Genomic DNA, 22,950 nt, shown 5'->3' with positions numbered 1-22,950 from the left:
CGTCTGTCGTTTATGAGGATGAGTACCTCCGCCGATATGGCCGGCTTCGCTTTATGGCGTGCCTCAGTCTGCCGTCCTCGTGAAATATATTTATCCTTTACGCTTAATTAATTCACACTCCTTATTCCCATTAGGTTCTTATTTTCATATTTAAATAAATTCATGCTTGCCAAATAAAACCCGGTTGATAGCGCTCTTGTTTTCACGTTTTTTTTACCTATAGTCTGAATGGACAACGCGGGAACTCTTATTCCCGCCGCGTGGGAAATACCGTGATTATTTATTAACGTTAATCTTCGTGGATTATTGCGGGATCATTTTGCTCCGGCAATGCGTGGCGTCGATTAACTCTTTTATGTTTATCCTCTCGGAATAAAGGAATCAGTTATGCGCAAATTTAATAAACCGCTGTTGGCGCTGTTGATCGGCAGCACGCTGTGTTCCGCGGCGCAGGCCGCCGCACCGGGCAAACCGACCATCGCCTGGGGCAACACCAAGTTCGCTATCGTCGAAGTCGATCAGGCGGCCACCGCTTATAATAATCTGGTGAAGGTAAAAAATGCCGCCGACGTTTCGGTCTCCTGGAATTTATGGAATGGCGATACCGGCAAGACGGCAAAAATTTTATTAAATGGCAAAGAGGCGTGGAGCGGTCCTTCAACCGGATCTTCCGGCACGGCGAATTTTAAAGTGAATAAAGGTGGCCGTTATCAAATGCAGGTGGCGTTGTGCAATGCTGACGGCTGCACCGCCAGCGACGCCACCGAAATTGTGGTGGCCGACACCGACGGTAGCCATTTGGCGCCGTTGAAAGAGCCGCTGCTGGAAAAGAACAAACCTTATAAACAAAACTCCGGCAAAGTCGTCGGTTCTTATTTCGTCGAGTGGGGCGTTTACGGGCGCAATTTCACCGTCGACAAGATCCCGGCGCAAAACCTGACCCACCTGCTGTACGGCTTTATCCCGATCTGCGGCGGCAACGGCATCAACGACAGCCTGAAAGAGATCGAAGGCAGTTTCCAGGCATTGCAGCGCTCCTGTCAGGGCCGCGAGGACTTCAAAGTCTCGATCCACGATCCGTTTGCCGCGCTGCAAAAAGCGCAGAAGGGCGTCACCGCCTGGGATGACCCCTACAAGGGCAACTTCGGCCAGCTGATGGCGCTGAAGCAGGCGCGCCCTGACCTGAAAATCCTGCCGTCGATCGGCGGCTGGACGCTGTCTGACCCGTTCTTCTTCATGGGCGACAAGGTGAAGCGCGATCGTTTCGTCGGCTCGGTGAAAGAGTTCCTGCAGACCTGGAAGTTCTTCGACGGCGTGGATATCGACTGGGAGTTCCCGGGCGGCAAAGGCGCTAACCCGAACCTGGGCAGCCCGCAGGACGGGGAAACCTATGTGCTGTTGATGAAGGAGCTTCGGGCGATGCTGGATCAGCTGTCGGCGGAAACCGGCCGCAAGTATGAGCTGACCTCCGCCATCAGCGCCGGCAAGGACAAGATCGATAAGGTGGCTTACAACGTCGCGCAGAACTCGATGGATCACATCTTCCTGATGAGCTACGACTTCTACGGCGCCTTCGATCTGAAGAACCTGGGGCATCAGACCGCGCTGAATGCGCCGGCCTGGAAACCGGACACCGCCTACACCACGGTGAACGGCGTCAATGCGCTGCTGGCGCAGGGCGTCAAGCCGGGCAAGATCGTGGTCGGCACCGCCATGTATGGCCGCGGCTGGACCGGGGTGAACGGCTACCAGAACAATATTCCGTTTACCGGCACCGCCACCGGGCCGGTTAAAGGCACCTGGGAGAACGGCATCGTGGACTACCGCCAAATCGCCAGCCAGTTCATGAGCGGCGAGTGGCAGTACACCTACGACGCCACGGCGGAAGCGCCTTACGTGTTCAAGCCTTCCACCGGCGATCTGATCACCTTCGACGATGCCCGCTCGGTGCAGGCGAAAGGCAAGTACGTGCTGGATAAGCAGTTGGGCGGCCTGTTCTCCTGGGAGATCGATGCGGACAACGGCGATATTCTCAACAGCATGAACGCCAGCCTGGGCAACAGCGCCGGCGTTCAATAATCGGTTGCAGTGCGTTGCCGGGGGATATCCTTTCGCCCCCGGCTTTTTCACCGCCGAAAGTTTTTTTACGCCGCACAGATTGTGGCCCTCGCCGGCGCAAAACGCGGCCATCGGACTCACCCTTTTGGGTAATCCTTCAGCATTTCCTCCTGTCTTTAACGGCGATCACAAAAATAACCGTTCAGATATTCATCATTCAGCAACAAAGTTTTGGGGTTTTTTAACGGAGTTAAAAACCAGTAAGTTTGTGAGGGTCAGACCAATGCGCTAAAAATGACCGCTTAGCATAAATTTTCATGCTGGAACTGTTAACAAAAGGTTTTTTTTATGTTTGTTTGCTGTTTCTCACAGTCTGCGTAAATCCCCACTGGTTATATTGACGACACCCCAAACAGTTGGCAACTTGATAGCCTCAGGGGTAAGAGCGAGAGTTGTTTGAGTGAATTCCACGCGCTCAGACGTCCCCGCCGCGATGCGTTCCATCCGGCATTCTCTCCTCGTACGCCTTCTGCCTTCGGGCGCCGATCGCACAGGCCACGCAATAAAAAATACAGGTCTGGCGGCAATTACACACATCACATCACACAATGGAGCACTAACGATGACACGTTCCTTGGGTAAATCGGGGGTTCTGAAATTCGGCATTGGGCTGATCGCGCTGACCGTGGCGGCCAGCGTTCAGGCCAAGACGTTGGTTTACTGTTCTGAAGGTTCCCCGGAAGGGTTCAACCCGCAGCTGTTTACCTCCGGCACCACCTACGACGCCAGCTCGGTACCGATCTACAACCGCCTGGTCGAATTCAAAATCGGCACCACCGAACTGCAGCCGGGCCTGGCTGAGAAGTGGGACGTCAGCGAAGACGGCAAAACCTACACCTTCCACCTGCGCAAAGGCGTGAAGTGGCAGAGCAGCAAAGACTTTAAACCGACGCGCGACTTCAACGCCGACGACGTGGTGTTCTCCTTTGAACGCCAGTTGGATACGAACAACGCCTACCACAAAGTGTCCGGCGGCAGTTACGAATACTTTGAAGGCATGGACATGCCTAAGCTGATCGCCAAGATCGAAAAAGTAGACGACAACACCGTACGCTTCGTGCTGAACCGCCCGGAAGCGCCGTTCCTGGCCGATCTGGGCATGGACTTCGCCTCCATCCTGTCCGCCGAATACGCCGACGTCATGATGAAAGCCGGCACGCCGGAGAAAGTCGACCTGAACCCGATCGGCACCGGCCCGTTCCAGCTGCTGCAATACCAGAAAGACTCCAAGATCCTGTATAAGGCGTTTGACGGCTTCTGGGGTACCAAGCCGAAGATCGATCGTCTGGTGTTCTCCATCACGCCTGACGCCTCCGTGCGTTACGCCAAGCTGCAGAAAAACGAATGCCAGGTGATGCCGTTCCCGAACCCGGCCGATATCGCCCGCATGAAGCAGGACAAATCCATCAACCTGATGGAACAGCCGGGGCTGAACGTGGGTTACCTGTCGTTCAACACCGAGAAAAAACCGCTGGATAACGTGAAGGTGCGCCAGGCGTTGACCATGGCGGTCAACAAGCAGGCGATCATCGACGCGGTTTATCAGGGCGCGGGCCAGGCGGCCAAGAACCTGATCCCGCCGACCATGTGGGGCTATAACGACGCGGTGCAGGATTACGCTTACGATCCGGCCAAGGCGAAAGCACTGTTGAAAGAAGCGGGCATGGCCGACGGTTTCAGCATCGACCTGTGGGCGATGCCGGTACAGCGTCCTTACAACCCGAACGCGCGCCGCATGGCGGAAATGATCCAGGCCGACTGGGCCAAGATCGGCGTGAAAGCCAAAATCGTGACCTATGAGTGGGGTGAATACCTCAAGCGCGCCAAAGCGGGCGAGCACCAGACGGTGATGATGGGCTGGACCGGCGACAACGGGGATCCGGACAACTTCTTCGCCACGCTGTTCAGCTGCGCGGCGGCGAAAGACGGCTCCAACTACTCCCGCTGGTGCTACAAGCCGTTTGAAGATCTGATTCAACCGGCGCGCGCCGAGTCCAACCACGACAAGCGCATCGAACTGTACAAGCAGGCGCAGGTGGTGATGCACGATCAGGCTCCGGCGCTGATCGTCGCGCACTCCACCGTGTATGAGCCTGTGCGTAAGGAAGTGAAGGGCTACGTCGTGGATCCGCTCGGCAAACATCACTTCGAGAATGTCTCTGTAGACTGATTTCGACCGCTTTACCGGAGATGCACGAATGGACTTGCAGGGGCGCAACGGGTTTGCGCCCCTGCTGACCAGTCTCCGGCGTATGGCCGTCGAATCGTTCAAAGGCATGTGAGCGTTAATAAGCCTGGCGGACGATGAGCTGCCGGGCATTGATACAGAGAGTTCGGGATATGTTGCAGTTCATACTCCGACGTTTGGGGTTAGTTATCCCAACGTTTATCGGCATTACGTTGCTGACTTTTGCATTCGTCCATATGATCCCCGGCGACCCGGTGACCATCATGGCCGGGGAACGCGGTATCTCCGCCGAGCGCCACGCGCAGCTGATGGCGGAAATGGGGCTGGACAAGCCGCTCTATCAACAATATTTCTCCTACGTGTCCAACGTGCTGCACGGCGATCTGGGCACCTCGCTTAAAAGCCGCATCTCCGTCTGGAGCGAGTTCGTTCCGCGCTTTCAGGCCACGCTGGAGCTGGGCTTCTGCGCGATGCTTTTCGCGGTGCTGGTAGGCATCCCGGTTGGGGTGCTGGCGGCGGTCAAACGCGGCTCGGTCTTCGATCACACCGCGGTGGGCATCTCGCTGACCGGCTATTCGATGCCGATTTTCTGGTGGGGCATGATGCTGATCATGCTGGTGTCGGTGCAGCTTAACCTGACGCCGGTGTCGGGCCGCATCAGCGACACGGTCTTTCTCGACGACAGCCATCCGCTGACCGGCTTCATGCTGATAGACACTCTGATCTGGGGCGAGCCGGGCGACTTCGCCGATGCGGTGATGCACATGATCCTGCCGGCCATCGTGCTGGGCACCATCCCGCTGGCGGTGATCGTGCGCATGACCCGTTCCTCGATGCTGGAGGTGCTGGGCGAAGATTACATCCGCACCGCGCGCGCCAAGGGCGTGAGCCGCATGCGAGTGATCGTCGTTCACGCGCTGCGCAATGCGCTGCTGCCGGTGGTGACGGTGATCGGGCTGCAGGTCGGCACCATGCTGGCCGGCGCCATTCTGACTGAAACCATCTTCTCCTGGCCGGGACTGGGCCGCTGGCTGATCGATGCGCTGCAGCGCCGCGACTACCCGGTGGTGCAGGGCGGGGTATTGCTGGTCGCCTGCATGATCATTCTGGTTAACCTGCTGGTAGACGTGCTCTACGGCGTGGTCAACCCGCGTATTCGCCACAAGAAATAAGGGGCGCTCTCATGTCTCAAATCACTGAGTCTGCAGTTAAAGGTGCGCCGAAGCCGATGACCCCGTTTCAGGAGTTCTGGCACTACTTCAAGCGCAATAAAGGGGCCGTGGTCGGCCTGGTGTATATCGTTCTGATGCTGGTGATCGCGCTCGGCGCCGGGGTGCTGGCGCCGCATGCGCCGGCGGACCAGTTCCGCGACGCGCTGCTCAAGCCGCCGGTGTGGCAAGAGGGCGGCAGCTGGCAATATCTTCTCGGCACCGACGACGTGGGCCGCGACGTGCTGTCGCGCCTGATGTACGGTGCACGCCTGTCGCTGTTGGTCGGCTGCCTGGTGGTGGTGCTGTCGCTGATCATGGGCGTGGTGCTCGGCCTGCTGGCCGGCTACTTCGGCGGCGCGGTGGACGCGGTGATCATGCGCGTCGTCGACATCATGTTGGCCCTGCCGAGCCTGCTGCTGGCGCTGGTGCTGGTGGCGGTGTTCGGGCCGTCGATCGTCAACGCTTCGCTGGCGCTCACCTTTGTTGCGCTGCCGCACTATGTGCGTCTGACGCGTGCAGCGGTGCTGGCGGAAGTGAACCGCGATTACGTCACCGCTTCGCGGGTGGCGGGCGCCGGCGCGCTGCGCCAGATGTTCGTCAATATTCTGCCTAACTGCCTGGCGCCTTTGATCGTGCAGGCTTCTCTCGGTTTCTCGAACGCCATTCTGGACATGGCCGCTCTCGGCTTTCTGGGCATGGGCGCGCAACCGCCGACGCCGGAGTGGGGCACCATGCTCTCCGACGTGCTGCAGTTCGCGCAAAGCGCCTGGTGGGTTGTGACCTTCCCCGGCCTGGCGATCCTGCTGACGGTGCTGGCATTTAACCTGATGGGGGACGGTTTGCGTGACGCTCTCGACCCCAAACTCAAGCAGTAACAGAGGACGAGAGAGATGGCGTTATTGAATGTAGACAAGCTTTCGGTGCATTTCGGTGACGAAGGCACCCCGTTCCGCGCGGTAGACCGCATCAGTTACAGCGTGGAGCAAGGCCAGGTGGTCGGCATCGTCGGTGAATCCGGCTCCGGCAAATCCGTCAGCTCGCTGGCGATCATGGGCCTGATCGATTTCCCCGGCAAGGTGATGGCCGACAAGCTGGAGTTCAACGGCCAGGATCTGCGCAAGATCTCCGAAAAGGAGCGCCGCCAGCTGGTGGGTTCCGAAGTGGCGATGATCTTCCAGGATCCGATGACCAGCCTGAACCCGTGCTATACCGTCGGCTACCAGATCATGGAGGCGCTGAAGGTGCATCAGGGCGGCAACCGTCGCACTCGCCGCCAGCGCGCTATCGACCTGCTGACCCAGGTGGGCATTCCCGATCCGGCCTCGCGGCTGGACGTGTACCCGCACCAGCTTTCCGGCGGTATGAGCCAGCGCGTGATGATCGCCATGGCTATCGCCTGTCGGCCGAAGCTGCTGATCGCCGATGAGCCGACGACCGCGCTCGACGTGACCATCCAGGCGCAGATCATCGAACTGCTGCTGGACCTGCAGCAGCGCGAAAACATGGCGCTGGTGCTGATTACCCACGATCTGGCGCTGGTGGCGGAAGCCGCGCACCACATCATCGTGATGTACGCCGGCCAGGTGGTGGAATCCGGCAAGGCGGCGGAGATTTTCCGCGCGCCGCGCCATCCTTATACCCAGGCGCTGCTGCGTGCGCTGCCGGAGTTCGCCGCCGACAAGGCGCGCCTGGCTTCGCTGCCGGGCGTGGTGCCGGGCAAATACGATCGCCCGACCGGCTGCCTGCTCAACCCGCGTTGTCCCTACGCCAACGAGCGCTGCCGTAACGAGGAGCCGGAACTGCGCAGCATTCCCGGTCGTCAGGTTAAATGTCACACACCGCTGGATGATGCGGGGAGGCCGACCGTATGAGCCAGAATCAACCTTTACTGCAGGCGATCGACCTGAAGAAGCATTACCCGGTGAAAAAGGGCCTGTTCGCGCCGGAGCGGCTGGTCAAGGCGCTGGACGGCGTCTCCTTCACCCTGGAGCGCGGCAAAACGCTGGCGGTGGTCGGCGAGTCGGGCTGCGGCAAATCGACGCTCGGCCGTCTGCTGACGATGATCGAAGTGCCGACCGGCGGCGAGCTGTACTATCAGGGGCAGGATCTGCTGAAGCCGGACGTTTCGGCCGAGAAACTGCGGCGCCAGAAGATCCAAATCGTGTTTCAGAATCCTTACGGATCGCTCAACCCGCGCAAGAAGGTTGGGCAGATCCTCGAGGAGCCGCTGTTGATCAACACCTCGCTCAGCGCCGCCGAACGGCGGGAAAAAGCGCTGGAGATGATGGCGAAGGTCGGCCTGAAGACCGAGCATTACGACCGCTACCCGCACATGTTTTCCGGCGGCCAGCGCCAGCGTATCGCCATCGCCCGCGGGCTGATGCTGAACCCGGACGTGGTGATCGCCGATGAGCCGGTGTCGGCGTTGGACGTGTCGGTACGCGCTCAGGTGCTGAACCTGATGATGGATCTGCAGCAGGAGCTGGGGCTGTCCTACGTGTTCATCTCGCACGATCTGTCGGTGGTGGAACACATCGCCGACGAGGTGATGGTGATGTACCTCGGCCGCTGCGTGGAAAAGGGCAGCAAAGAGGCGATCTTCAACAATCCGCGCCATCCGTACACTCAGGCGCTGCTGTCGGCGACCCCGCGGTTGAACCCGGATATGCGCCGCGAGCGCATCAAGCTGACCGGCGAACTGCCCAGCCCGATGAACCCGCCGCCGGGCTGCGCGTTCAACGCCCGCTGCCGCCGCGCCTTCGGCACCTGCGTGCAGCTGCAGCCGCAGCTGAAACAGTACGGTGAGCAGATGGTGGCCTGCTTTGCGGTCGATCAGGACGAACATCCGGGGGCGTAAAGCGTCGGATTTTCCTGCTTAAACCAAACGCCGGCACTGCGCCGGTGTTTTTTATTATTCAATCAATGGGTTAGTCAGTAAACGATCGCGATAACCCGTTTTTTAAATTATTCCCTTAACGTCATTCTGACAAATCATTATTTTTTTAAGAATCTTCGCATGAAAATAATAATCGAATAATAGAATTCAACGGTTTGTTGTTAATAACCTTCTGTTGGTCGAGCAGTTTCACTGTTTTTATTATAAAAACTCAATAAAAAAGCACGCCGGCGGCGTGCTTTGGGTGAATCAGGCCGCGCTTATTGCGGGTAAGGCACCCAGTCACCGCCGTTCAGGCGAATGTAGGGCTTGCCCTGATACTGCATCACAATGGCGTTGTCGTTTTCGGAGATGACCGGGGTCTGCGGCAGCCCCTGGGTCAGTGCCTGCCAGTCGACGCTGGCTTCGCTGAAGACCTTGCCGTCCACCAGGCGCGACACCAGTTCAGACAGCGCCAGGTAGCTGCTCGGCGTTTTGATCTGCAGCGGGCTGCCCTGATGCGGCGCCTTCATCCCAATCAGTTTGATGCCGACCGGCGTATGGGTGATGTTCGGGCTGGGAATATCGCGCAGGCCGGACATCTGCATCTTGTCGCCCACCAACGCTGCGCCGTGCTCCGGCACGATCACCACCACCACTTTGCGGCCGGATTTCTCCAACTGGTCGAGGAAGGTGTTCAGCTGATCGAACAGCTTCTGCGCACGTGGCTGATAGTCGGCGCTCTTGTTGGAGCCGACGAAGCGGTTGCCGTCGTGCAGCGGGATGATGTTGAAGAAGGTGGCGGTGCGGCCGTCACCGCCTTTTTGCTGCTGATCCAGCCAGCGGGTCAGCAATTCGAGATCGTTATAAATCGGCTCGCCGTCGAACGAGGTCAGCTCGTTGCCGATGCCGGCCTGTGACATCAGCGGCGCCTGCATGTCGCCCTGTTCACGCAGTTCTTTCAGGAAGTTGCCGAACACCCCGGAGTGATCGAGCATCAGCTGTTCCTTGAAGCCGAGCTTCGCCAGGTTGTCGAACAGGTAACACTGCTGGTTCACCGGTTGATACAGATCGTGATGCGAAAGCTGGCCGCAGCTGGCGCGCAGCAGGCGGATGGCCGCCGGGCCGCTGTAGGCGGTGGCCGAGTTGAAGCTGTCGAACATGATGTCCATCTTCGACCACAGTGGGTGATTCTGCAGGTTGACCGCGTCCATATCGGCCCAGGCCAGTGAACAGATGTTGATCACCAGCAGATCGAACGGCTGGGCGTCGGCGGGCAAGGTGGCCGGGAACGCGGTGGCGCGGCCTTTTTCCCGCTCGTAGAACTGATTCAGGTAGGCCGTCAGATTGGCGCTGGTCGGCGGCAGGCTGTCTGCCGGCGCAGCGTCCCCCGCCGCCGGCGCCGACGTGGCCGGCATATTGGCGCCGCCGGCCGAGGCCGTGGAGGTGGCGGGCAGCAGTGAGACCGCCGGCCCGGCGATGTTGACGATATTGAGCCACACCAGCGCCGCCACGGTGAACACCGTGACGCGCACCCACTGCGCGACGAACAGGTAGGCGATAAGCAGCACGAAGGCCGCGCCGACCATCTGCCAGTTGATAAAGCGGTTGATCAGCTCCAGCAGATACTGGGCGCTGAAGCCGGCCAGCTGCGAGCCCTGGCTGAGAATGCTGTTGATGCCCGGCAGCCAGGTGTCGTGGTAGAACAGCGCAATGCCGATCGGGATAGCGAGGTAGTGGCGCCAGCGGTGCAGGCGCGGTGATGGGATCGGCATCAGCAGAAATGCCATGAACACCAGGTTCGGCAGCGCGTGGAAATTCAGGTAGCCGAACCACAGCAGGGCGAATTTGGCCAGAAAGTAGAGGTTCCAGCCGCCCAGCCCGCGCCAGTAGCGCCACAGAGCGTTATCGGATTGCGTCTTCGAGTTTGGATTCATGGCTGCTTCTTACGTTTAATCTGAGATGAGGAGCCTGTGCGCACCCACAAACCGGCGGATTTCAAATAGCGCGGCGATAACAACAGGTTTTGCCAGTATTGACGCAAATGCGGAAAACGCCGGTGAAAGGCGTAGCCCAGCGGAATGAAGATCAGCGCGCACAGCAGGATCAGTTGCACGATGTCGTTAAGGTTCAGCATGCGGTTCCTCCTGCGGGCCGAGCGGCAGCGTGAAGGCGACCGGCTGCCGCCGTTCTGCGGGCACCTCGGCCGCTTTCACGCTGGGGCGCGGCGCGGTGCCGGCGGCGCCGGTGGCCGAAATCTGCCAGCGCCCCTGGGCCATGCGTTTGATTTCCGAAATGATATCGACGTCCTGGTGCCACACCACCCGGTTACTGAAGGCTTCATCAACCGGCAGGCGGAAGATGAACTTCAGCGCGGTATCCAAATCGTTGATGCGGCAGGTGGAGAGGAACAGCACCAGCCGCCCCTGCACGACGGTCATCACGTCGCCGAAGCGCCGCAGGTGGCACAGGGTCATCGCCTGTTCGGCGCGCAGGCCGGTGGCCGGCCGCAATGCTACCATCACCCCTTTGCCGTCCTCGGGCAGCAGCGTATTGCCCATCAGCGACAGCACCGCCTGGCTGAACGGTTCCGGCCGCATATAGCCTTTGAGCTGCAGCGGGCGCAAGCCGGCCAGCAGCGCATCGATGTCGGCGGGGACATGGCGCGAGAAGCGCTGCCCCTGAATGCCTTCGAGCATGGTCAGAAAACGCGACAGCGGCGCGACGTGCGGTACGATCAGGTTGGCGCCGCAGGCCAGCAGCAGCCGTTCGTCGCTGTAGCGCAGGCTGGCGCTCATCTCGCGTACCGCGATTTTCAGGCCGTTGCCGCGGCTGCGGCGCAGGGTGTGGATTTGGTGCGCCAGGTGATCGATTTGGTCGCTTTGGTACAGCGCGAAAATCAACGTCGCCGAGAGTCTCAGCATGCCGTGCTGCGCCAGTTCGTCGTTGCTCTCCAGCAGCTGCCAGTTGGCGGACAGCGGCGGCGCGCCTTCCAGGATGCTGCGCTCGGCCAGATACAGGCCTTCGTCGCTGCGCAAGGCGGTGGGGGAGGGTTGGCTATTTTCATCCTCACCCTGCCAGCCGCCTTCCGCGGCGTACAGCGTCAGCAGCTGATTGGCATTGATGCCGTTTTCGGTGCTCCACCAGTTCACCAGGTATTGCGCGCTGTCCTGCTGCCATTGCAGGCTGGACAGGCCGTTCAGGATGCGATGCTGCGCGCTGAGCTGCCCCTTGAGCTTATTGATGCCGCCGCCGTGGCTGAGGATCAACAGCGTACACCCCTGCCGCCGCAGCCAGGCGGCGAGGGTACGGGTCCACTCGCGCAGCTCTTCGGTGGTGAAGGTTTGCCACAGGCTGGCGTGGGCCAGCAGGATAAGTAAGCGATTTTGCGGCCGCAGGGCGCGCATCAGATCGTCGCTCAGCTGCGTCAGCGCGGCTTTTTTCTCCGGTAATTGATACAGCGGCAGCTTCTGCAAAGCAGGCGAAGCCAGCTCGGCCAGCAGGCGATCGGGTTTATCGCCGCTGCAGATCAGGGCGACTTTAAGGGTGGCAGGCTGGGCGGCGATAACCTGGCGACACAGCAGCGCGGCGTCGCTTTGCCTGTCGATATTGATCCAATAAAGCCCGGGGGCCTGCATCACCGACAGCTCTTCCCAAATCTGCCGAATGCCTAGAGAAAAAGAGTGCGCCATAGGATGTGTTCTACTTTCGTTGAAAGCCGACTAAAGGCGTTTATATTTAAAGATAGCCATTTTTATCCTGGCAATAACAAATCTCCGACGCTCTTCAACAATATTTGTTGAGAATCATCTTATTGCCTCTCTCTTTTTGTATCGTTGCTATAGTTAATTAACATAGCCTATTTTCGCCAAGGCGGAAGAATGAATCACGCACCCACCCATTTTCGTGCAGCGGCACCTGGGGAGAGCCAGGATGACCTGCAGGCGCTCAGCCAGGCTTTTTCATTGCCGAAATTAAGCTATGTCGATATTTCGCGGCAGGAGCGGTTAACGCAGATGATGACGCGCTGGCCGCTGTTGGCCGAATTGGCGCAGACCACGGGGAGCCACTGATCTATGCCGGTGATCGCGCTGCAAGGGTTGCGGGGTGGAATGGGGACGACGTCGGTCACGGCGGCGCTCGCCTGGGCGTTGCAGCAGCTGGGCGAGTCGGTGTTGGCGATCGATTTCACGCCGGACAATCTGCTGCGCCTGCATTTCAACACGCCGTTCGAGCTGGCGCGCGGCTGGGCCCGCGCGGAGCGGGACGGCGGCCGCTGGCAGGAAGGGGCGCTGCGTTACTGTGAAAACCTCGACTTTCTGCCCTTTGGCCACCTGAATGCGGCGGAACGGCTGGAAGTGCAGCGCCAGTGTCAGCAACAGCCGGAACGCTGGCGCGACAATGTGCGCCAACTGATCGCCGGCGATCCGCAGCGCTGGATCCTGCTGGATGTTCCGGTCGGGGACGGCGTGCTGGCGCAGCAGGCGCTGCAGCTTGCCGACAGCGTGTTCGTGCTGTTGAACCCCGACGCCAACTGCCAGGTACGGCTCCATCAGCAGACGCTGCCGAACGACTGCCGTTTCCTGGTCAATCACTACTCCTCCGCCAGCCAGCTGCAGCAGGATCTGCATCAGCTGTGGCTGCAAACGTTGAGCGGCCTGTTGCCGGTGGTGATCCATCGCGACGAAGCGTTGGCGGAAGCGCTGGCGGTCAAGCAGCCGTTGGGCGAGTACCGCCCCGAGAGTCTGGCGGCGGATGAAGTGCTGACGCTGGCCAACTGGTGCCTGATCAACCTCAAGCGGGGCGTTGCGCCATGAGCCGGGTGCTGAGCCTACTGCTGGTGCCGCCGGTGCGTCAGGCGGTGCAGATGCGCTACCGCGGCTATCGGCGCAACGGCGCGTCGGCGCTGACCGCCTTTTTCGCCACGCTGCTGGTGGCGTTGGGCTGGCTGCTGCTGCGCTTCGAATCGCCGGCCTGGCAGCGCGTGCGCGCCGGCCGCGCTTATTGGTTCCCGCATCTGTCCGCCGACCGCCCGCGCCCGGCGGATGCGCTGCGTTATCTGCTGCAGGGGCTGTGGCTGCTACTGTTTCGCAGCGGTCGCACGCCAGTGCAGCGCGACTATTTCGCCGGTTGGCGCCACCTGCAGCAGCGCTATGCCGACTGGCTGCAGGGCCTGCCGCAACGGCTGAAGAACGCCGGCGTGGAGCAGCGCTCGGTGGAGCGCCTCGGCCGCATGAGCCGCGGCATGCGGCGCGCGCTGTTTATTCTGGTCAGCGTGCTGGCAGCGATCCTCGCCATGCTGTGCATCTCGCAACCGTTCGATCTGCCGGCGCAGTTCGTGTTCGTCCTGCTGCTGTGGGGGATCGCGATGGTGGTGCGCCGGGTGCCGGGGCGCCTGCCGGGGTTGATGCTGATCGTGCTGTCGCTGACCGTATCCTGTCGCTACCTGTGGTGGCGCTATACCGCCACGCTGAACTGGGACGATCCGCTCAGCCTGGTGTGCGGCCTGTTGCTGCTGGTGGCGGAAACCTACGCCTGGGTGGTGCTGGTGCTGGGCTATTTCCAGACCGTCTGGCCGCTTAACCGGCAGCCGGTACCGTTGCCCGCCGATAGCGCCACCTGGCCGACCATCGATCTGATCGTGCCGACTTACAACGAAGATCTCGGGGTGGTGAAGCCCACCATCTACGCGGCGCTGGGCATCGACTGGCCGAAAGAAAAGGTGAACATCTATATCCTCGATGACGGCAACCGCCCCGAATTCCGGGCGTTCGCTGACGAAGTGGGAGTGAAATACATCGCCAGGCCGACCCACGAACACGCCAAGGCCGGCAACATCAACAATGCGCTGAAGCAGGCCACCGGCGAGTTCGTGGCGATTTTCGACTGCGACCACGTGCCGACGCGCTCCTTCCTGCAGCTGACCATGGGCTGGTTCTTCAAAGACAAAAAGCTGGCGATGCTGCAAACCCCGCACCATTTCTTCTCGCCGGATCCGTTCGAGCGCAACCTCGGCCGCTTCCGCCAGACGCCCAACGAGGGCACCTTGTTCTACGGGCTGGTGCAGGACGGTAACGACATGTGGGACGCCACCTTCTTCTGCGGCTCTTGCGCCATCCTGCGCCGCAGCGCGCTGGACGAGATCGGCGGCATTGCGGTGGAAACCGTCACCGAAGACGCCCACACCTCGCTGCGCTTGCACCGGCGCGGGCACACCTCGGCCTACATCCGCATTCCGCAGGCCGCCGGGCTGGCGACCGAGAGCCTGTCGGCGCACATCGGCCAGCGCATTCGCTGGGCGCGCGGTATGGTGCAGATCTTCCGGCTGGACAACCCGCTGCTGGGCAAGGGGCTGAAACTGGCGCAGCGCCTGTGCTACGCCAACGCCATGCTGCACTTCCTGTCGGGCATTCCGCGGCTGATCTTCCTCACTGCGCCGCTGGCGTTTTTGCTGCTGCATGCCTACATCATCTTCGCGCCGGCGCTGGCGATCGCGCTTTATGTGCTGCCGCACATGATCCACGCCAGCCTGACCAACTCGCGTATCCAGGGGAAATACCGCCATTCGTTCTGGAGCGAAATCTATGAAACCGTACTGGCCTGGTATATCGCGCGGCCGACGACGGTAGCGCTGTTCAATCCGCACAAGGGCAAATTCAACGTCACCGCCAAGGGCGGGCTGGTGGAGGAGGAGCACGTCGACTGGGTGATCACCCGGCCTTACATGTTCCTGGTGGTCCTGAACCTGGCCGGGCTGGCGTTCGGCGTCTGGCGGTTGGCCTATGGCCCGACGGACGAGGTGATGACGGTGATCATCAGCCTGGTGTGGGTGCTGTACAACATGACGATTCTCGGTGGCGCGGTGGCGGTGGCGGTGGAGGCCAAGCAGGTGCGTCAGGCGCACCGCGTGGAAATCGCCATGCCGGCGGCGATCGCGCGCGCCGACGGCCATCTGTATCCCTGCACGCTGCGCGATTACTCCGACGGCGGCGTGGGCATTGAGATGCGGGTGGAAAACGCGTTGAAAGACGGCGACAAAGCCTCGCTGCTGCTCAAGCGCGGCCAGCAGGAGTACAGCTTCCCCTGCGTGGTGACGCGCGCCTTCGGCAACAAGGTGGGGGTGCGCCTGATCGACCTCTCCACCCGTGAACACATCGATTTCATTCAGTGTACCTTCGCCCGCGCCGATACCTGGGCGCTGTGGCAGGACGGGTTCCCTGAAGACCGGCCGATCGAAAGCCTGCGCGACGTGCTGGCGCTGGGCTTCCGGGGGTATGTGCGCATGGCGGACTATGCGCCGCCGCTGGTGCGCGGTCTGCTGGTCGGGGTCACTTCGCTGACCGCCTGGGTAGTGTCGTTTATTCCGCGCGGCGTCGGCAGGGATCCGACCTTGGGTCAACAAGAAACAGTGGGTTAGCTGCGAGTTCAACCGCCCGCTCACTCGCCCGGTGAACAGGCTCCAACATTGATGATGATACGATGACGAGAAAAATAACCTGGTTAACTGCTCTGGCCTTAGGCATCAGCACCCTGTCGCAGGCCGAAACCGCCACCGCGCCGACCGTGGCGGCCCAGCCGCCGATCGCTGCGGCGGCCGATACGGCGACCGCGCCACCGCCGGCCGCCGCGCCGCAGGATCCGAATGCGCCGGTGCGCGACGTGTCGCTGCCGTTTGCGCAGATAGCGCCGCCGCCGGGCACCTTTGTTCTGCGCGGCACCCGGCCGGACGGGCAGATCGAATTCGGCGTGCGCAGCGATGAGGTGGTCTCGCAGGCGATGCTCGATATGGAGTTTACGCCGTCGCCGGCGCTGATCCCGGTGGAGTCGCACGTCAAGGTCTACCTGAACGAAGAGCTGATGGGGGTGACCACGATCGCCAAGGAGCAGCTGGGCAAGCCCAATCGCATCCAGATGGCGATCGATCCGCGCTATATCACCGATTTTAACCGCGTTCGGCTGGTGTTCGTCGGCCATTATCAGAACATCTGCGAAAACCCGGCCAGCACCTCGCTGTGGCTCGACGTCAGCAAATCGAGCGCGTTGAAGCTGCGTTTCCAGACGCTGCCGGTGAAAAACGAGCTGTCGCACTTCCCTGAGCCGTTCTTCGACAGCCGCGATAATCGGCCGCTGACGCTGCCGATGGTGTTCGCCGGCCAGCCGGATCTGGCCCAGCAGCGCGCGGCGGGCATTCTGGCGTCCTGGTTCGGCAGCAAGGCGCAGTGGCGCGGGCAATCCTTCCCGGCGCTGTACAACGCGCTGCCGACGCAGCACGCGGTGGTGTTCGCCACCAACCAGCAGCGCCCGGATTTCCTGCGCGATTATCCGGCGGTCAACGGCCCGACGGTGGAAATGATCAGCCACCCGGACAATCCGTACGTCAAACTGCTGCTGATTCAGGGGCGTGACGACAACGATTTGATCACCGCGGTGAAGGGCATCGCGCAGGGCAACATCCTGTTCCGCGGCCAGAACGTGACGGTGGACAAGGTGGAACAGCTCGCGCCGCGCCAGCCTTACGACGCGCCGAACTGGGTGCGCACCGATCGGCCGATGACCTTCGCCGAGCTGCAGCAATACGCCGAGCAGCTGCAAACCAGCGGCATCGAACCCGGCCCGATCTCGCTGACCATGAACCTGCCGCCGGATCTGTTCCTGATCCGCAGCACCGGCATCGACATGCACCTGAAATACCGTTATACGGCGCCGCGCATTCAGGACGGTTCGCGGCTGAGCGTCAGCCTGAACAACCAGTTCGTGCAGGCGTACTCGCTGGTGCCGGAACACGAGCAGGGCGCGCAGCTGCTGCGCTTGCCGCTGACGCAGGGGCTGCTCGACTCCGACAAGAACGTCAGTATTCCGGCGTTGCGGCTGGGCGCCACCAACCAGCTGCGCTTTGACTTCGATTACACCACGCTGCTGGCCAGCGGCGCGGAAGGGCGCTGCGAAACCTACTCCTTCACGCAAAACCACGCGGTGATCGACGGCGCGTCCACCATCGATTTCTCCGGCTACCGCCACTTTATGGCGATGCCGGACCTGCGCGCCTTCGCCAACGCCGGCTTCCCGTTCAGTCGCCTGGCGGATCTGTCGCAAACGCTGGTGTTGGTGAACCAGAAACCGCAGCCGGCGCAGGTCAGCGCGTTGCTGAACGCGCTAGGGGTAATCGGCGCGCAAACCGGCTACCCGGCACTGGCCTTCACGCTCAACGACGACTGGTCGCAGGCCAAGGATCGCGACGACGATATCCTGATGGTCGGCACCATCCCGCCGGAGCTGCGCGATGACAAGAAAATCAGCCTGCTGGTGGACGCGACCCAAAGCTGGGTGAAACAGCCGACGCGGCAGCCGCCGCTGCCCACTGCGGAAGTGCTGGCGGAAGATACCAAACCGGACAGCAAGACCACCGTCAGCTCCGAGGGGGCGATGTCGGCGATCATCGGCGTGCAGTCGCCGTTCAACGACCAGCGCAGCATCGTGGCGCTGCTGGCGGACAGCCCGCGCGGCTATGAGCTGCTGAACGACGCCCTGCTGGACAGCGGCAAACGCGCCGCAGTGTTCGGCTCGGTGGCGGTGATCCGCGAATCGGGGGTGAATAGCCTGCGCGTCGGCGATATTTACTATGTCGGCCACCTGCCGTGGTGGGAGCGGCTGTGGTATGCCCTCTCAACCCATCCGGTGCTGCTGGCGGTGATCGCGGTGGTGCTGGTGGTGATCCTGGGGCTGATGCTTTGGCGCGGCCTGAAGGCCTTCAGCCGGCGTCGTCTGGCGCCTGAAGATCGGGATTGACGGCGGTGAGCGCGATGCTGCAACGCCTGTCGCTCGGCATGCTGCTGCTGTGCGCGTTCAGCGCGGCGGCGGCCTGCGAGTGGCCGGGCTGGCAACAGTACAAGCAGTACTACATCAGCCCGCAGGGGCGGGTGATCGATCCGAGCAGCCCGAACAAAATCACCACCTCCGAGGGACAGAGTTACGGCCTGTTCTTCGCCCTGGTGGCCAACGACCGGCCGACCTTCGATCGGCTGTTGGCCTGGACGGAGAACAACCTGGCGGCGGGCGATCTCAGCGCCCGTTTGCCCGCCTGGCTGTGGGGCGAGAGCGACGACAAGCAGTGGAAGGTGCTGGACGCCAATTCGGCGTCGGATGCCGATCTGTGGATCGCTTACAACCTGCTCGAAGCCGGCCGCCTGTGGAAAAGCCGGCGTTATCAAACCCTGGGGACGCTGCTGCTGCAACGCATCGGCCGCGAGGAAGTGGCCGACATTCCCGGCCTGGGCCTGATGCTGTTGCCGGGCAAAGTCGGGTTCGTGGCGGAAGATCGCTGGCGGCTGAACCCCAGCTACCTGCCGCCGCAGCTGCTGGCGCGTTTTGCGGCGCTGAACGGCCCGTGGCGCGCGATGCGCCAGGTCAATCAGCGGCTGTGGCTGGACACTGCGCCGCACGGCTTCTCACCGGACTGGGTGGTGTGGCGGGTCGGTGCCGGCTGGCAGCCGGATACCGTCAAGCCGAACGTCGGCAGCTACGACGCCATTCGGGTTTATCTGTGGGCCGGCATGCTGGCGGACGACGATGAGCACAAGGCGGCGCTGCTCGAACGCTTCCAGCCGATGGCGCAGCTCACCGCCAAACAGGGCGTACCGCCGGAGAAAACCGATACCGCCAGCGGCAAAACCACCGGCACCGGCCCGGTCGGCTTTTCCGCCTCGATGCTGCCGATGTTGGCGACGCAGGCCGAGGCACTGACGACACAGCGGCAACGCATCAGCGAACATCCGCCGGGTGACGACGCCTATTTCAGCGCCTCGCTGACGCTGTTCGGTCAGGGGTGGGATCAACAACGTTATCGCTTTAATCGTCAGGGTGAATTGCAACCCTCGTGGGACGGCCAATGCACAACTTCAAAATAAACTGGCTGAATTTGATTCCGCTGAGTCTGGCGATGTTGCCGCAGGCACGCGCTGCGGAAGCCGTGGCGCCGGAACAGTGGTTGTTGGAACAGGTGCGTATTGGCGAGGCCGGCAACAAGGACGATCTGGTGCGCCAGTCGTTGTACCGGCTCGAGCTAATGGATCCGAACAACCCGGACGTGATCGCCGCGCGCATGCGTTTGGCGCTGCGGCAGGGCAATATGGCGCTGGCGCAGCAGCAGTTGGACAAGCTGAAAACCCTCGCGCCGCAGTCCAGCGCCTATCGCCAGGCGCAAATGAACATGCTGCTGACGCAGCCGGAAACCCGGCAAAAGCTGCAGCAGGCCCGCCTGATGGCGACCGCCGGCCGGTTGCCGGAGGCCAAGGCGCAGTACGATGCGCTGTTCCACGGCGAGCCGCCGACGCTCGATCTGGCGGTGGAATATTGGCGGCTGGTGGCGCGTTTGCCGGGGCAGGAGGCGAAGGCGTTGAAGCAGCTGCAGGCGCTGGATCAGCAATATTCCGGCAACGTGGCGCTGCGTATGTCGCTGGCGCGCATGCTGTTCAGTCAGAACCAGGACGCGCAGGCCTATGAGCTGCTGCAGAAGATTGCCGCCGATCCGGCCGGGCGCGGCGATGCCGCCGATCTGTGGCTGGACAAGGTCAAAGCGATGCCGGTCAGCGCGCAAAGCGTGGCGGCGCTCAACCGCTTCCTCGGCGTGTTCGACACCGGCGATCAGGCGACCAGCGCCCGCGAAGAGCTGGCCAGACAGCAGAAACTGTTGGCCGATCCGGCGTATCAGGCGCGGGTACGCGGCCTGGCACAGGTGGATAAAGGCGGCAGCCGGGCGGCCATTCCGGAGTTACAAAAGGCGTTGGCGGCGACGCCGAACGACGCCGAGGTGCTGGGCGCGCTCGGCCAGGCCTATTCGCGCGCCGGCAACCGCCCGCAGGCGCTGAAACTGTTCCGCCAGGCGCTGGCCGCCGACAAGAACGGCTACGACAGCGGCAAGTGGCAAAGCCTGATCAAGAGCACCGGCTACTGGCTGGCGATCGACGAAGGCGACAAGGCGCTGAAGGCCGGCAATCTCACGCTGGCCAGGCAGAAATACCAGCAGGCGCGCCAGCTCGACGACAGCAACGGCGATGCGTTTATCGGCCTGGGCGATGTGGCGGTGGCGAGCAAGGATGACGCCGCGGCGGAAGGGTTTTATCAGCAGGCGCTGCGGCGCGACCCCGGCAACGGCAGCGCGCTGCGTGGCCTGGTGAATCTCTATCAACGCCAGTCGCCGGAAAAAGCGCTGGCCTACCTCAACGGCCTGCCGCGCAGCCAACAGGCCAAACTGCGCAGCACTCTCGACGGGCTGCGGCTCGATATGTTGAAACAGCAGGCGGAGGCACTGGCGGCACAGCAGCAGTGGCAGCAGGCGGCGGAAATCTATCGCCGCGCTCAGCCGATGGATCCCGACGACGTCTGGCTGACCTATCGCTATGCGCAGGCGCTGCGTCAGGCCGGGCAGCCGCAGCAGGCGGACGCGCTGTTCCGGCAGCTGGCGCAGCGTCAGCGCGCCAATCCGCAGTTGGCCTATGCCTATGCGCTCTACCTTTCCGGCAGCGATCGCGACGACCAGGCGCTGGCGCAGCTCAATACGCTGCCTGCGGCGCAGTGGAACGACAACATGCGCGAACTGGCGCAGCGGCTGAAAATGCAGGCGGTGATCGCGCAGGCCGAACGGCTGCGGGCGGCCGGTGACGAACCGGCGGCGGAAGCCTATCTGCGCCGGCAGCCGGCGGACACCCGCATCGATTTGCTGCTGGCCGACTGGGCGCTGGCGCGCGGGGAGTATGCGGCGGCGCTGGAGGATTATCAGCGGGTGAAACGGCGCGAACCGAACAACCCGGATGCGCAACTGGGCGAGATCGAAGCCTATGTCGCGCAAGGGGATTTGGACGCGGCGCGCCAGCGGCTGAAAACCGAACCGCAGCCGCAAGACGCTTCGCTCAACAGCCAACGGCGGGTGGCCAACGCCTGGGGGGCGGTCGGCGATCCGCAGCAGGCCGAAGCGCTCTTCAGCCGGCTGAAAACGGCGGCGGCCTCGGAGCCCGTTGGGCAGACCAAGGCGCTGATCTACCGCGACGCCGCCCGTCTGGAACGGGCGCAGCGGCAACCGGAGCGGGCGCAGCAGGATTACCGCCAGGCGATGGTCGCCGGCGGCATCACGCCGACGCTGCCGCAGGGCAATGACAGCTACACCTATTTGACGCGCAATAACCCGAGTGATGATTGGTTGAAACGCGGCATCCGTTCCGACGCCGCGGATCTGTATCGGCAGCAAGACGTGAACGTCACGCTCGATCACGATTACTGGCGCTCGAGCGGCACCGGCGGCATTTCCGATTTCAACGCGCATGACACCATGCTGCAGATGGACATGCCGCTGTATGACGGGCGCGCCTTCTTGCGCACCGACACCGTGCAGCTGGACGCCGGCCGCTTCTCGACCGACGGCAGCGGCAAATACTACGAGACCTTCGGCACCTGCAATACGCAAGGGTGCCGCGGCGATGAACACCAGAAAACTACCGGCACCAGCGTGGCGGCCGGCTGGAAAAACGACCGCTGGGCCGCCGACATCGGCACGACGCCGATGGGCTTTGAGGTGGTCGACTGGACCGGCGGCCTGGCCTACAGCGGCGACTGGAACCACATCGGTTGGACGCTGGCGGCCTCGCGGCGGCCGATCTCCAGCTCGCTGCTGGCGTTCGGCGGTGCCAAAGATCCGAACACCGGCACCACCTGGGGCGGCGTGCGCGCCACCGGCGTCAGCCTGAGCGCGAGCTACGATCGCGGCGAGGCGAACGGCGTGTGGGCCGATCTCAGCGCGCACCAGATTACCGGCAAGAACGTGGCGGACAACCAGCGGCAGCGGTTGATGGCCGGCTACTACTACAAGCTGATCAACGAAGACAATCGCCGTCTGAGCGTCGGGCTCAATACCATGCTGTGGCACTACCAGAAGGATTTGAGCGGCTATTCGCTGGGGCAGGGCGGCTATTACAGCCCGCAGCAATATCTGTCGCTGTCGCTGCCGGTCAACTATCGCCAGCGCACCGAAAACTGGTCGTGGGAGCTGGGCGGTTCGGTTTCGCTGTCCCATTCGAAAACCGACAGCCAGCGCCGCTATCCGCTGCAGGGGCTGATCCCGGATTCACTGCCCGATAAGTTCGCCGTCGAGGACGGCAGCGCCTCGAGCGGCGTCGGTTATACGCTGCGGGCGATCGTCGAACGCCGCCTCAGTTCGCACTGGACGCTCGGTGCCGGCATCGACATTCAGCAGGCGAAGGACTATACGCCGAGCCATGCGTTGATTTATCTGCGTTATTCCCTGGCCGGCTGGCAGGGAGATCTCGATTTGCCGCCGCAACCGCTGACGCCTTACGCCGACTTCAAGTAACCGGGAGGGGAAAGATTCGGAGTGTCGGACACCGGGGAGTTTTGTTACCCTGTGTCCGGGTCGCGTTTGTTCGCTTTAGGAAAAGACTGAAACCCGCGATTTTCTTGGCTTTGCCTGCGGCATAGCCAGATTAAAACAGCCGATGATCGAGTATACTCAGCCCGGTTCGAGGGGGCGGGGTGAGAGTCAGCCCCCTTTT

The 22,950-nt window shown here is 62.0% G+C and carries 15 protein-coding genes; 12 read left to right on the top strand and 3 right to left on the bottom strand.

Annotated features, from left to right (window positions below):
- Nucleotides 1–387 precede the first annotated feature (387 nt).
- From HMPREF3138_RS15530 to dppF, 6 genes are all read left to right on the top strand, one after another.
- Nucleotides 388–2,079 carry a chitinase ChiA gene (locus tag HMPREF3138_RS15530; RefSeq protein ID WP_038874014.1) on the top strand — a complete coding sequence of 564 codons (1,692 nt, stop codon included), beginning with the start codon at nucleotides 388–390 and terminating at the stop codon, nucleotides 2,077–2,079.
- Nucleotides 2,080–2,680: 601 nt separating this feature from the next.
- Nucleotides 2,681–4,288, top strand: a complete 1,608-nt coding sequence (gene dppA / locus HMPREF3138_RS15525; protein ID WP_038874017.1) for a dipeptide ABC transporter periplasmic-binding protein DppA — start codon at nucleotides 2,681–2,683, stop codon at nucleotides 4,286–4,288.
- A 170-nt stretch (nucleotides 4,289–4,458) separates the two neighbouring features.
- Nucleotides 4,459–5,478 carry a dipeptide ABC transporter permease DppB gene (dppB, locus tag HMPREF3138_RS15520; protein ID WP_038874019.1) on the top strand — a complete coding sequence of 340 codons (1,020 nt, stop codon included), beginning with the start codon at nucleotides 4,459–4,461 and terminating at the stop codon, nucleotides 5,476–5,478.
- A gap of 11 nt (nucleotides 5,479–5,489) precedes the next feature.
- On the top strand, nucleotides 5,490–6,392 hold the full coding sequence (dppC, locus tag HMPREF3138_RS15515) for a dipeptide ABC transporter permease DppC (protein ID WP_038874021.1): 903 nt from the start codon (nucleotides 5,490–5,492) through the stop codon (nucleotides 6,390–6,392).
- Between the two features lie 15 nt (nucleotides 6,393–6,407).
- A complete protein-coding gene (gene dppD / locus HMPREF3138_RS15510; RefSeq protein ID WP_038874024.1) occupies nucleotides 6,408–7,388 on the top strand; it encodes a dipeptide ABC transporter ATP-binding protein in 981 nt (326 codons plus the stop codon).
- A complete protein-coding gene (gene dppF, locus HMPREF3138_RS15505; RefSeq protein WP_015376237.1) occupies nucleotides 7,385–8,374 on the top strand; it encodes a dipeptide ABC transporter ATP-binding subunit DppF in 990 nt (329 codons plus the stop codon). Before dppD ends, dppF begins: the two co-directional genes overlap by 4 nt.
- 299 nt (nucleotides 8,375–8,673) lie before the next feature.
- On the opposite strand, the gene bcsG is transcribed toward dppF, so the two are convergent.
- The 3 genes from bcsG to bcsE are packed head-to-tail and all read right to left on the bottom strand — an operon-like array spanning nucleotide 8,674 to nucleotide 12,084.
- On the bottom strand, nucleotides 8,674–10,329 hold the full coding sequence (gene bcsG, locus HMPREF3138_RS15500) for a cellulose biosynthesis protein BcsG (RefSeq protein WP_038882213.1): 1,656 nt from the start codon (nucleotides 10,327–10,329) through the stop codon (nucleotides 8,674–8,676).
- Nucleotides 10,326–10,529 (bottom strand): cellulose biosynthesis protein BcsF, encoded by a 204-nt coding sequence (bcsF, locus tag HMPREF3138_RS15495; protein WP_004934139.1) that lies wholly within the window; start codon nucleotides 10,527–10,529, stop codon nucleotides 10,326–10,328. Before bcsF ends, bcsG begins: the two co-directional genes overlap by 4 nt.
- Entirely contained in the window at nucleotides 10,516–12,084 is a 1,569-nt protein-coding gene (gene bcsE, locus HMPREF3138_RS15490; protein ID WP_038874031.1) for a cellulose biosynthesis protein BcsE, read from the bottom strand. The genes bcsF and bcsE overlap by 14 nt, the downstream gene beginning before the upstream one ends.
- Nucleotides 12,085–12,273: 189 nt before the next feature.
- Between bcsE and bcsR the strand changes: the two genes are divergently transcribed.
- From bcsR to bcsC, 6 genes are all read left to right on the top strand, one after another.
- The gene (gene bcsR, locus HMPREF3138_RS15485; protein WP_038874033.1) at nucleotides 12,274–12,465 is read left to right on the top strand and encodes a cellulose biosynthesis protein BcsR; all 192 of its coding nucleotides are present in this window, start codon (nucleotides 12,274–12,276) and stop codon (nucleotides 12,463–12,465) included.
- Nucleotides 12,466–12,468: 3 nt separating this feature from the next.
- The gene (gene bcsQ, locus HMPREF3138_RS15480) at nucleotides 12,469–13,209 is read left to right on the top strand and encodes a cellulose biosynthesis protein BcsQ (protein ID WP_038874035.1); all 741 of its coding nucleotides are present in this window, start codon (nucleotides 12,469–12,471) and stop codon (nucleotides 13,207–13,209) included.
- The gene (gene bcsA / locus HMPREF3138_RS15475) at nucleotides 13,206–15,809 is read left to right on the top strand and encodes a UDP-forming cellulose synthase catalytic subunit (protein ID WP_038874038.1); all 2,604 of its coding nucleotides are present in this window, start codon (nucleotides 13,206–13,208) and stop codon (nucleotides 15,807–15,809) included. The genes bcsQ and bcsA overlap by 4 nt, the downstream gene beginning before the upstream one ends.
- Nucleotides 15,810–15,871: 62 nt before the next feature.
- The gene (gene bcsB, locus HMPREF3138_RS15470; RefSeq protein ID WP_038874040.1) at nucleotides 15,872–18,178 is read left to right on the top strand and encodes a cellulose biosynthesis cyclic di-GMP-binding regulatory protein BcsB; all 2,307 of its coding nucleotides are present in this window, start codon (nucleotides 15,872–15,874) and stop codon (nucleotides 18,176–18,178) included.
- A gap of 5 nt (nucleotides 18,179–18,183) precedes the next feature.
- Nucleotides 18,184–19,296 carry a cellulose synthase complex periplasmic endoglucanase BcsZ gene (bcsZ, locus tag HMPREF3138_RS15465; RefSeq protein WP_080213330.1) on the top strand — a complete coding sequence of 371 codons (1,113 nt, stop codon included), beginning with the start codon at nucleotides 18,184–18,186 and terminating at the stop codon, nucleotides 19,294–19,296.
- Nucleotides 19,278–22,751, top strand: a complete 3,474-nt coding sequence (gene bcsC, locus HMPREF3138_RS15460) for a cellulose synthase complex outer membrane protein BcsC (protein WP_038874042.1) — start codon at nucleotides 19,278–19,280, stop codon at nucleotides 22,749–22,751. Before bcsZ ends, bcsC begins: the two co-directional genes overlap by 19 nt.
- Nucleotides 22,752–22,950 lie beyond the last annotated feature (199 nt).

This window comes from Serratia sp. HMSC15F11, from assembly GCF_001808215.1.
GTDB lineage: Bacteria > Pseudomonadota > Gammaproteobacteria > Enterobacterales > Enterobacteriaceae > Serratia > Serratia nevei.
Note: the sequence above shows the minus strand (reverse complement) of the source record. Positions and strands in the feature narration are given on the sequence as shown.

Excerpts from the sequence above, each read along its gene's own strand:
- HMPREF3138_RS15530 (WP_038874014.1), top strand. The coding sequence starts at position 388 with ATGCGCAAATTTAATAAACCGCTGTTGGCGCTGTTGATCGGCAGCACG.
- dppA (WP_038874017.1), top strand. The coding sequence starts at position 2,681 with ATGACACGTTCCTTGGGTAAATCGGGGGTTCTGAAATTCGGCATTGGG.
- dppB (WP_038874019.1), top strand. The coding sequence starts at position 4,459 with ATGTTGCAGTTCATACTCCGACGTTTGGGGTTAGTTATCCCAACGTTT.
- dppC (WP_038874021.1), top strand. The coding sequence starts at position 5,490 with ATGTCTCAAATCACTGAGTCTGCAGTTAAAGGTGCGCCGAAGCCGATG.
- dppD (WP_038874024.1), top strand. The coding sequence starts at position 6,408 with ATGGCGTTATTGAATGTAGACAAGCTTTCGGTGCATTTCGGTGACGAA.
- dppF (WP_015376237.1), top strand. The coding sequence starts at position 7,385 with ATGAGCCAGAATCAACCTTTACTGCAGGCGATCGACCTGAAGAAGCAT.
- bcsG (WP_038882213.1), bottom strand. The coding sequence starts at position 10,329 with ATGAATCCAAACTCGAAGACGCAATCCGATAACGCTCTGTGGCGCTAC.
- bcsF (WP_004934139.1), bottom strand. The coding sequence starts at position 10,529 with ATGCTGAACCTTAACGACATCGTGCAACTGATCCTGCTGTGCGCGCTG.
- bcsE (WP_038874031.1), bottom strand. The coding sequence starts at position 12,084 with ATGGCGCACTCTTTTTCTCTAGGCATTCGGCAGATTTGGGAAGAGCTG.
- bcsR (WP_038874033.1), top strand. The coding sequence starts at position 12,274 with ATGAATCACGCACCCACCCATTTTCGTGCAGCGGCACCTGGGGAGAGC.
- bcsQ (WP_038874035.1), top strand. The coding sequence starts at position 12,469 with ATGCCGGTGATCGCGCTGCAAGGGTTGCGGGGTGGAATGGGGACGACG.
- bcsA (WP_038874038.1), top strand. The coding sequence starts at position 13,206 with ATGAGCCGGGTGCTGAGCCTACTGCTGGTGCCGCCGGTGCGTCAGGCG.
- bcsB (WP_038874040.1), top strand. The coding sequence starts at position 15,872 with ATGACGAGAAAAATAACCTGGTTAACTGCTCTGGCCTTAGGCATCAGC.
- bcsC (WP_038874042.1), top strand. The coding sequence starts at position 19,278 with ATGCACAACTTCAAAATAAACTGGCTGAATTTGATTCCGCTGAGTCTG.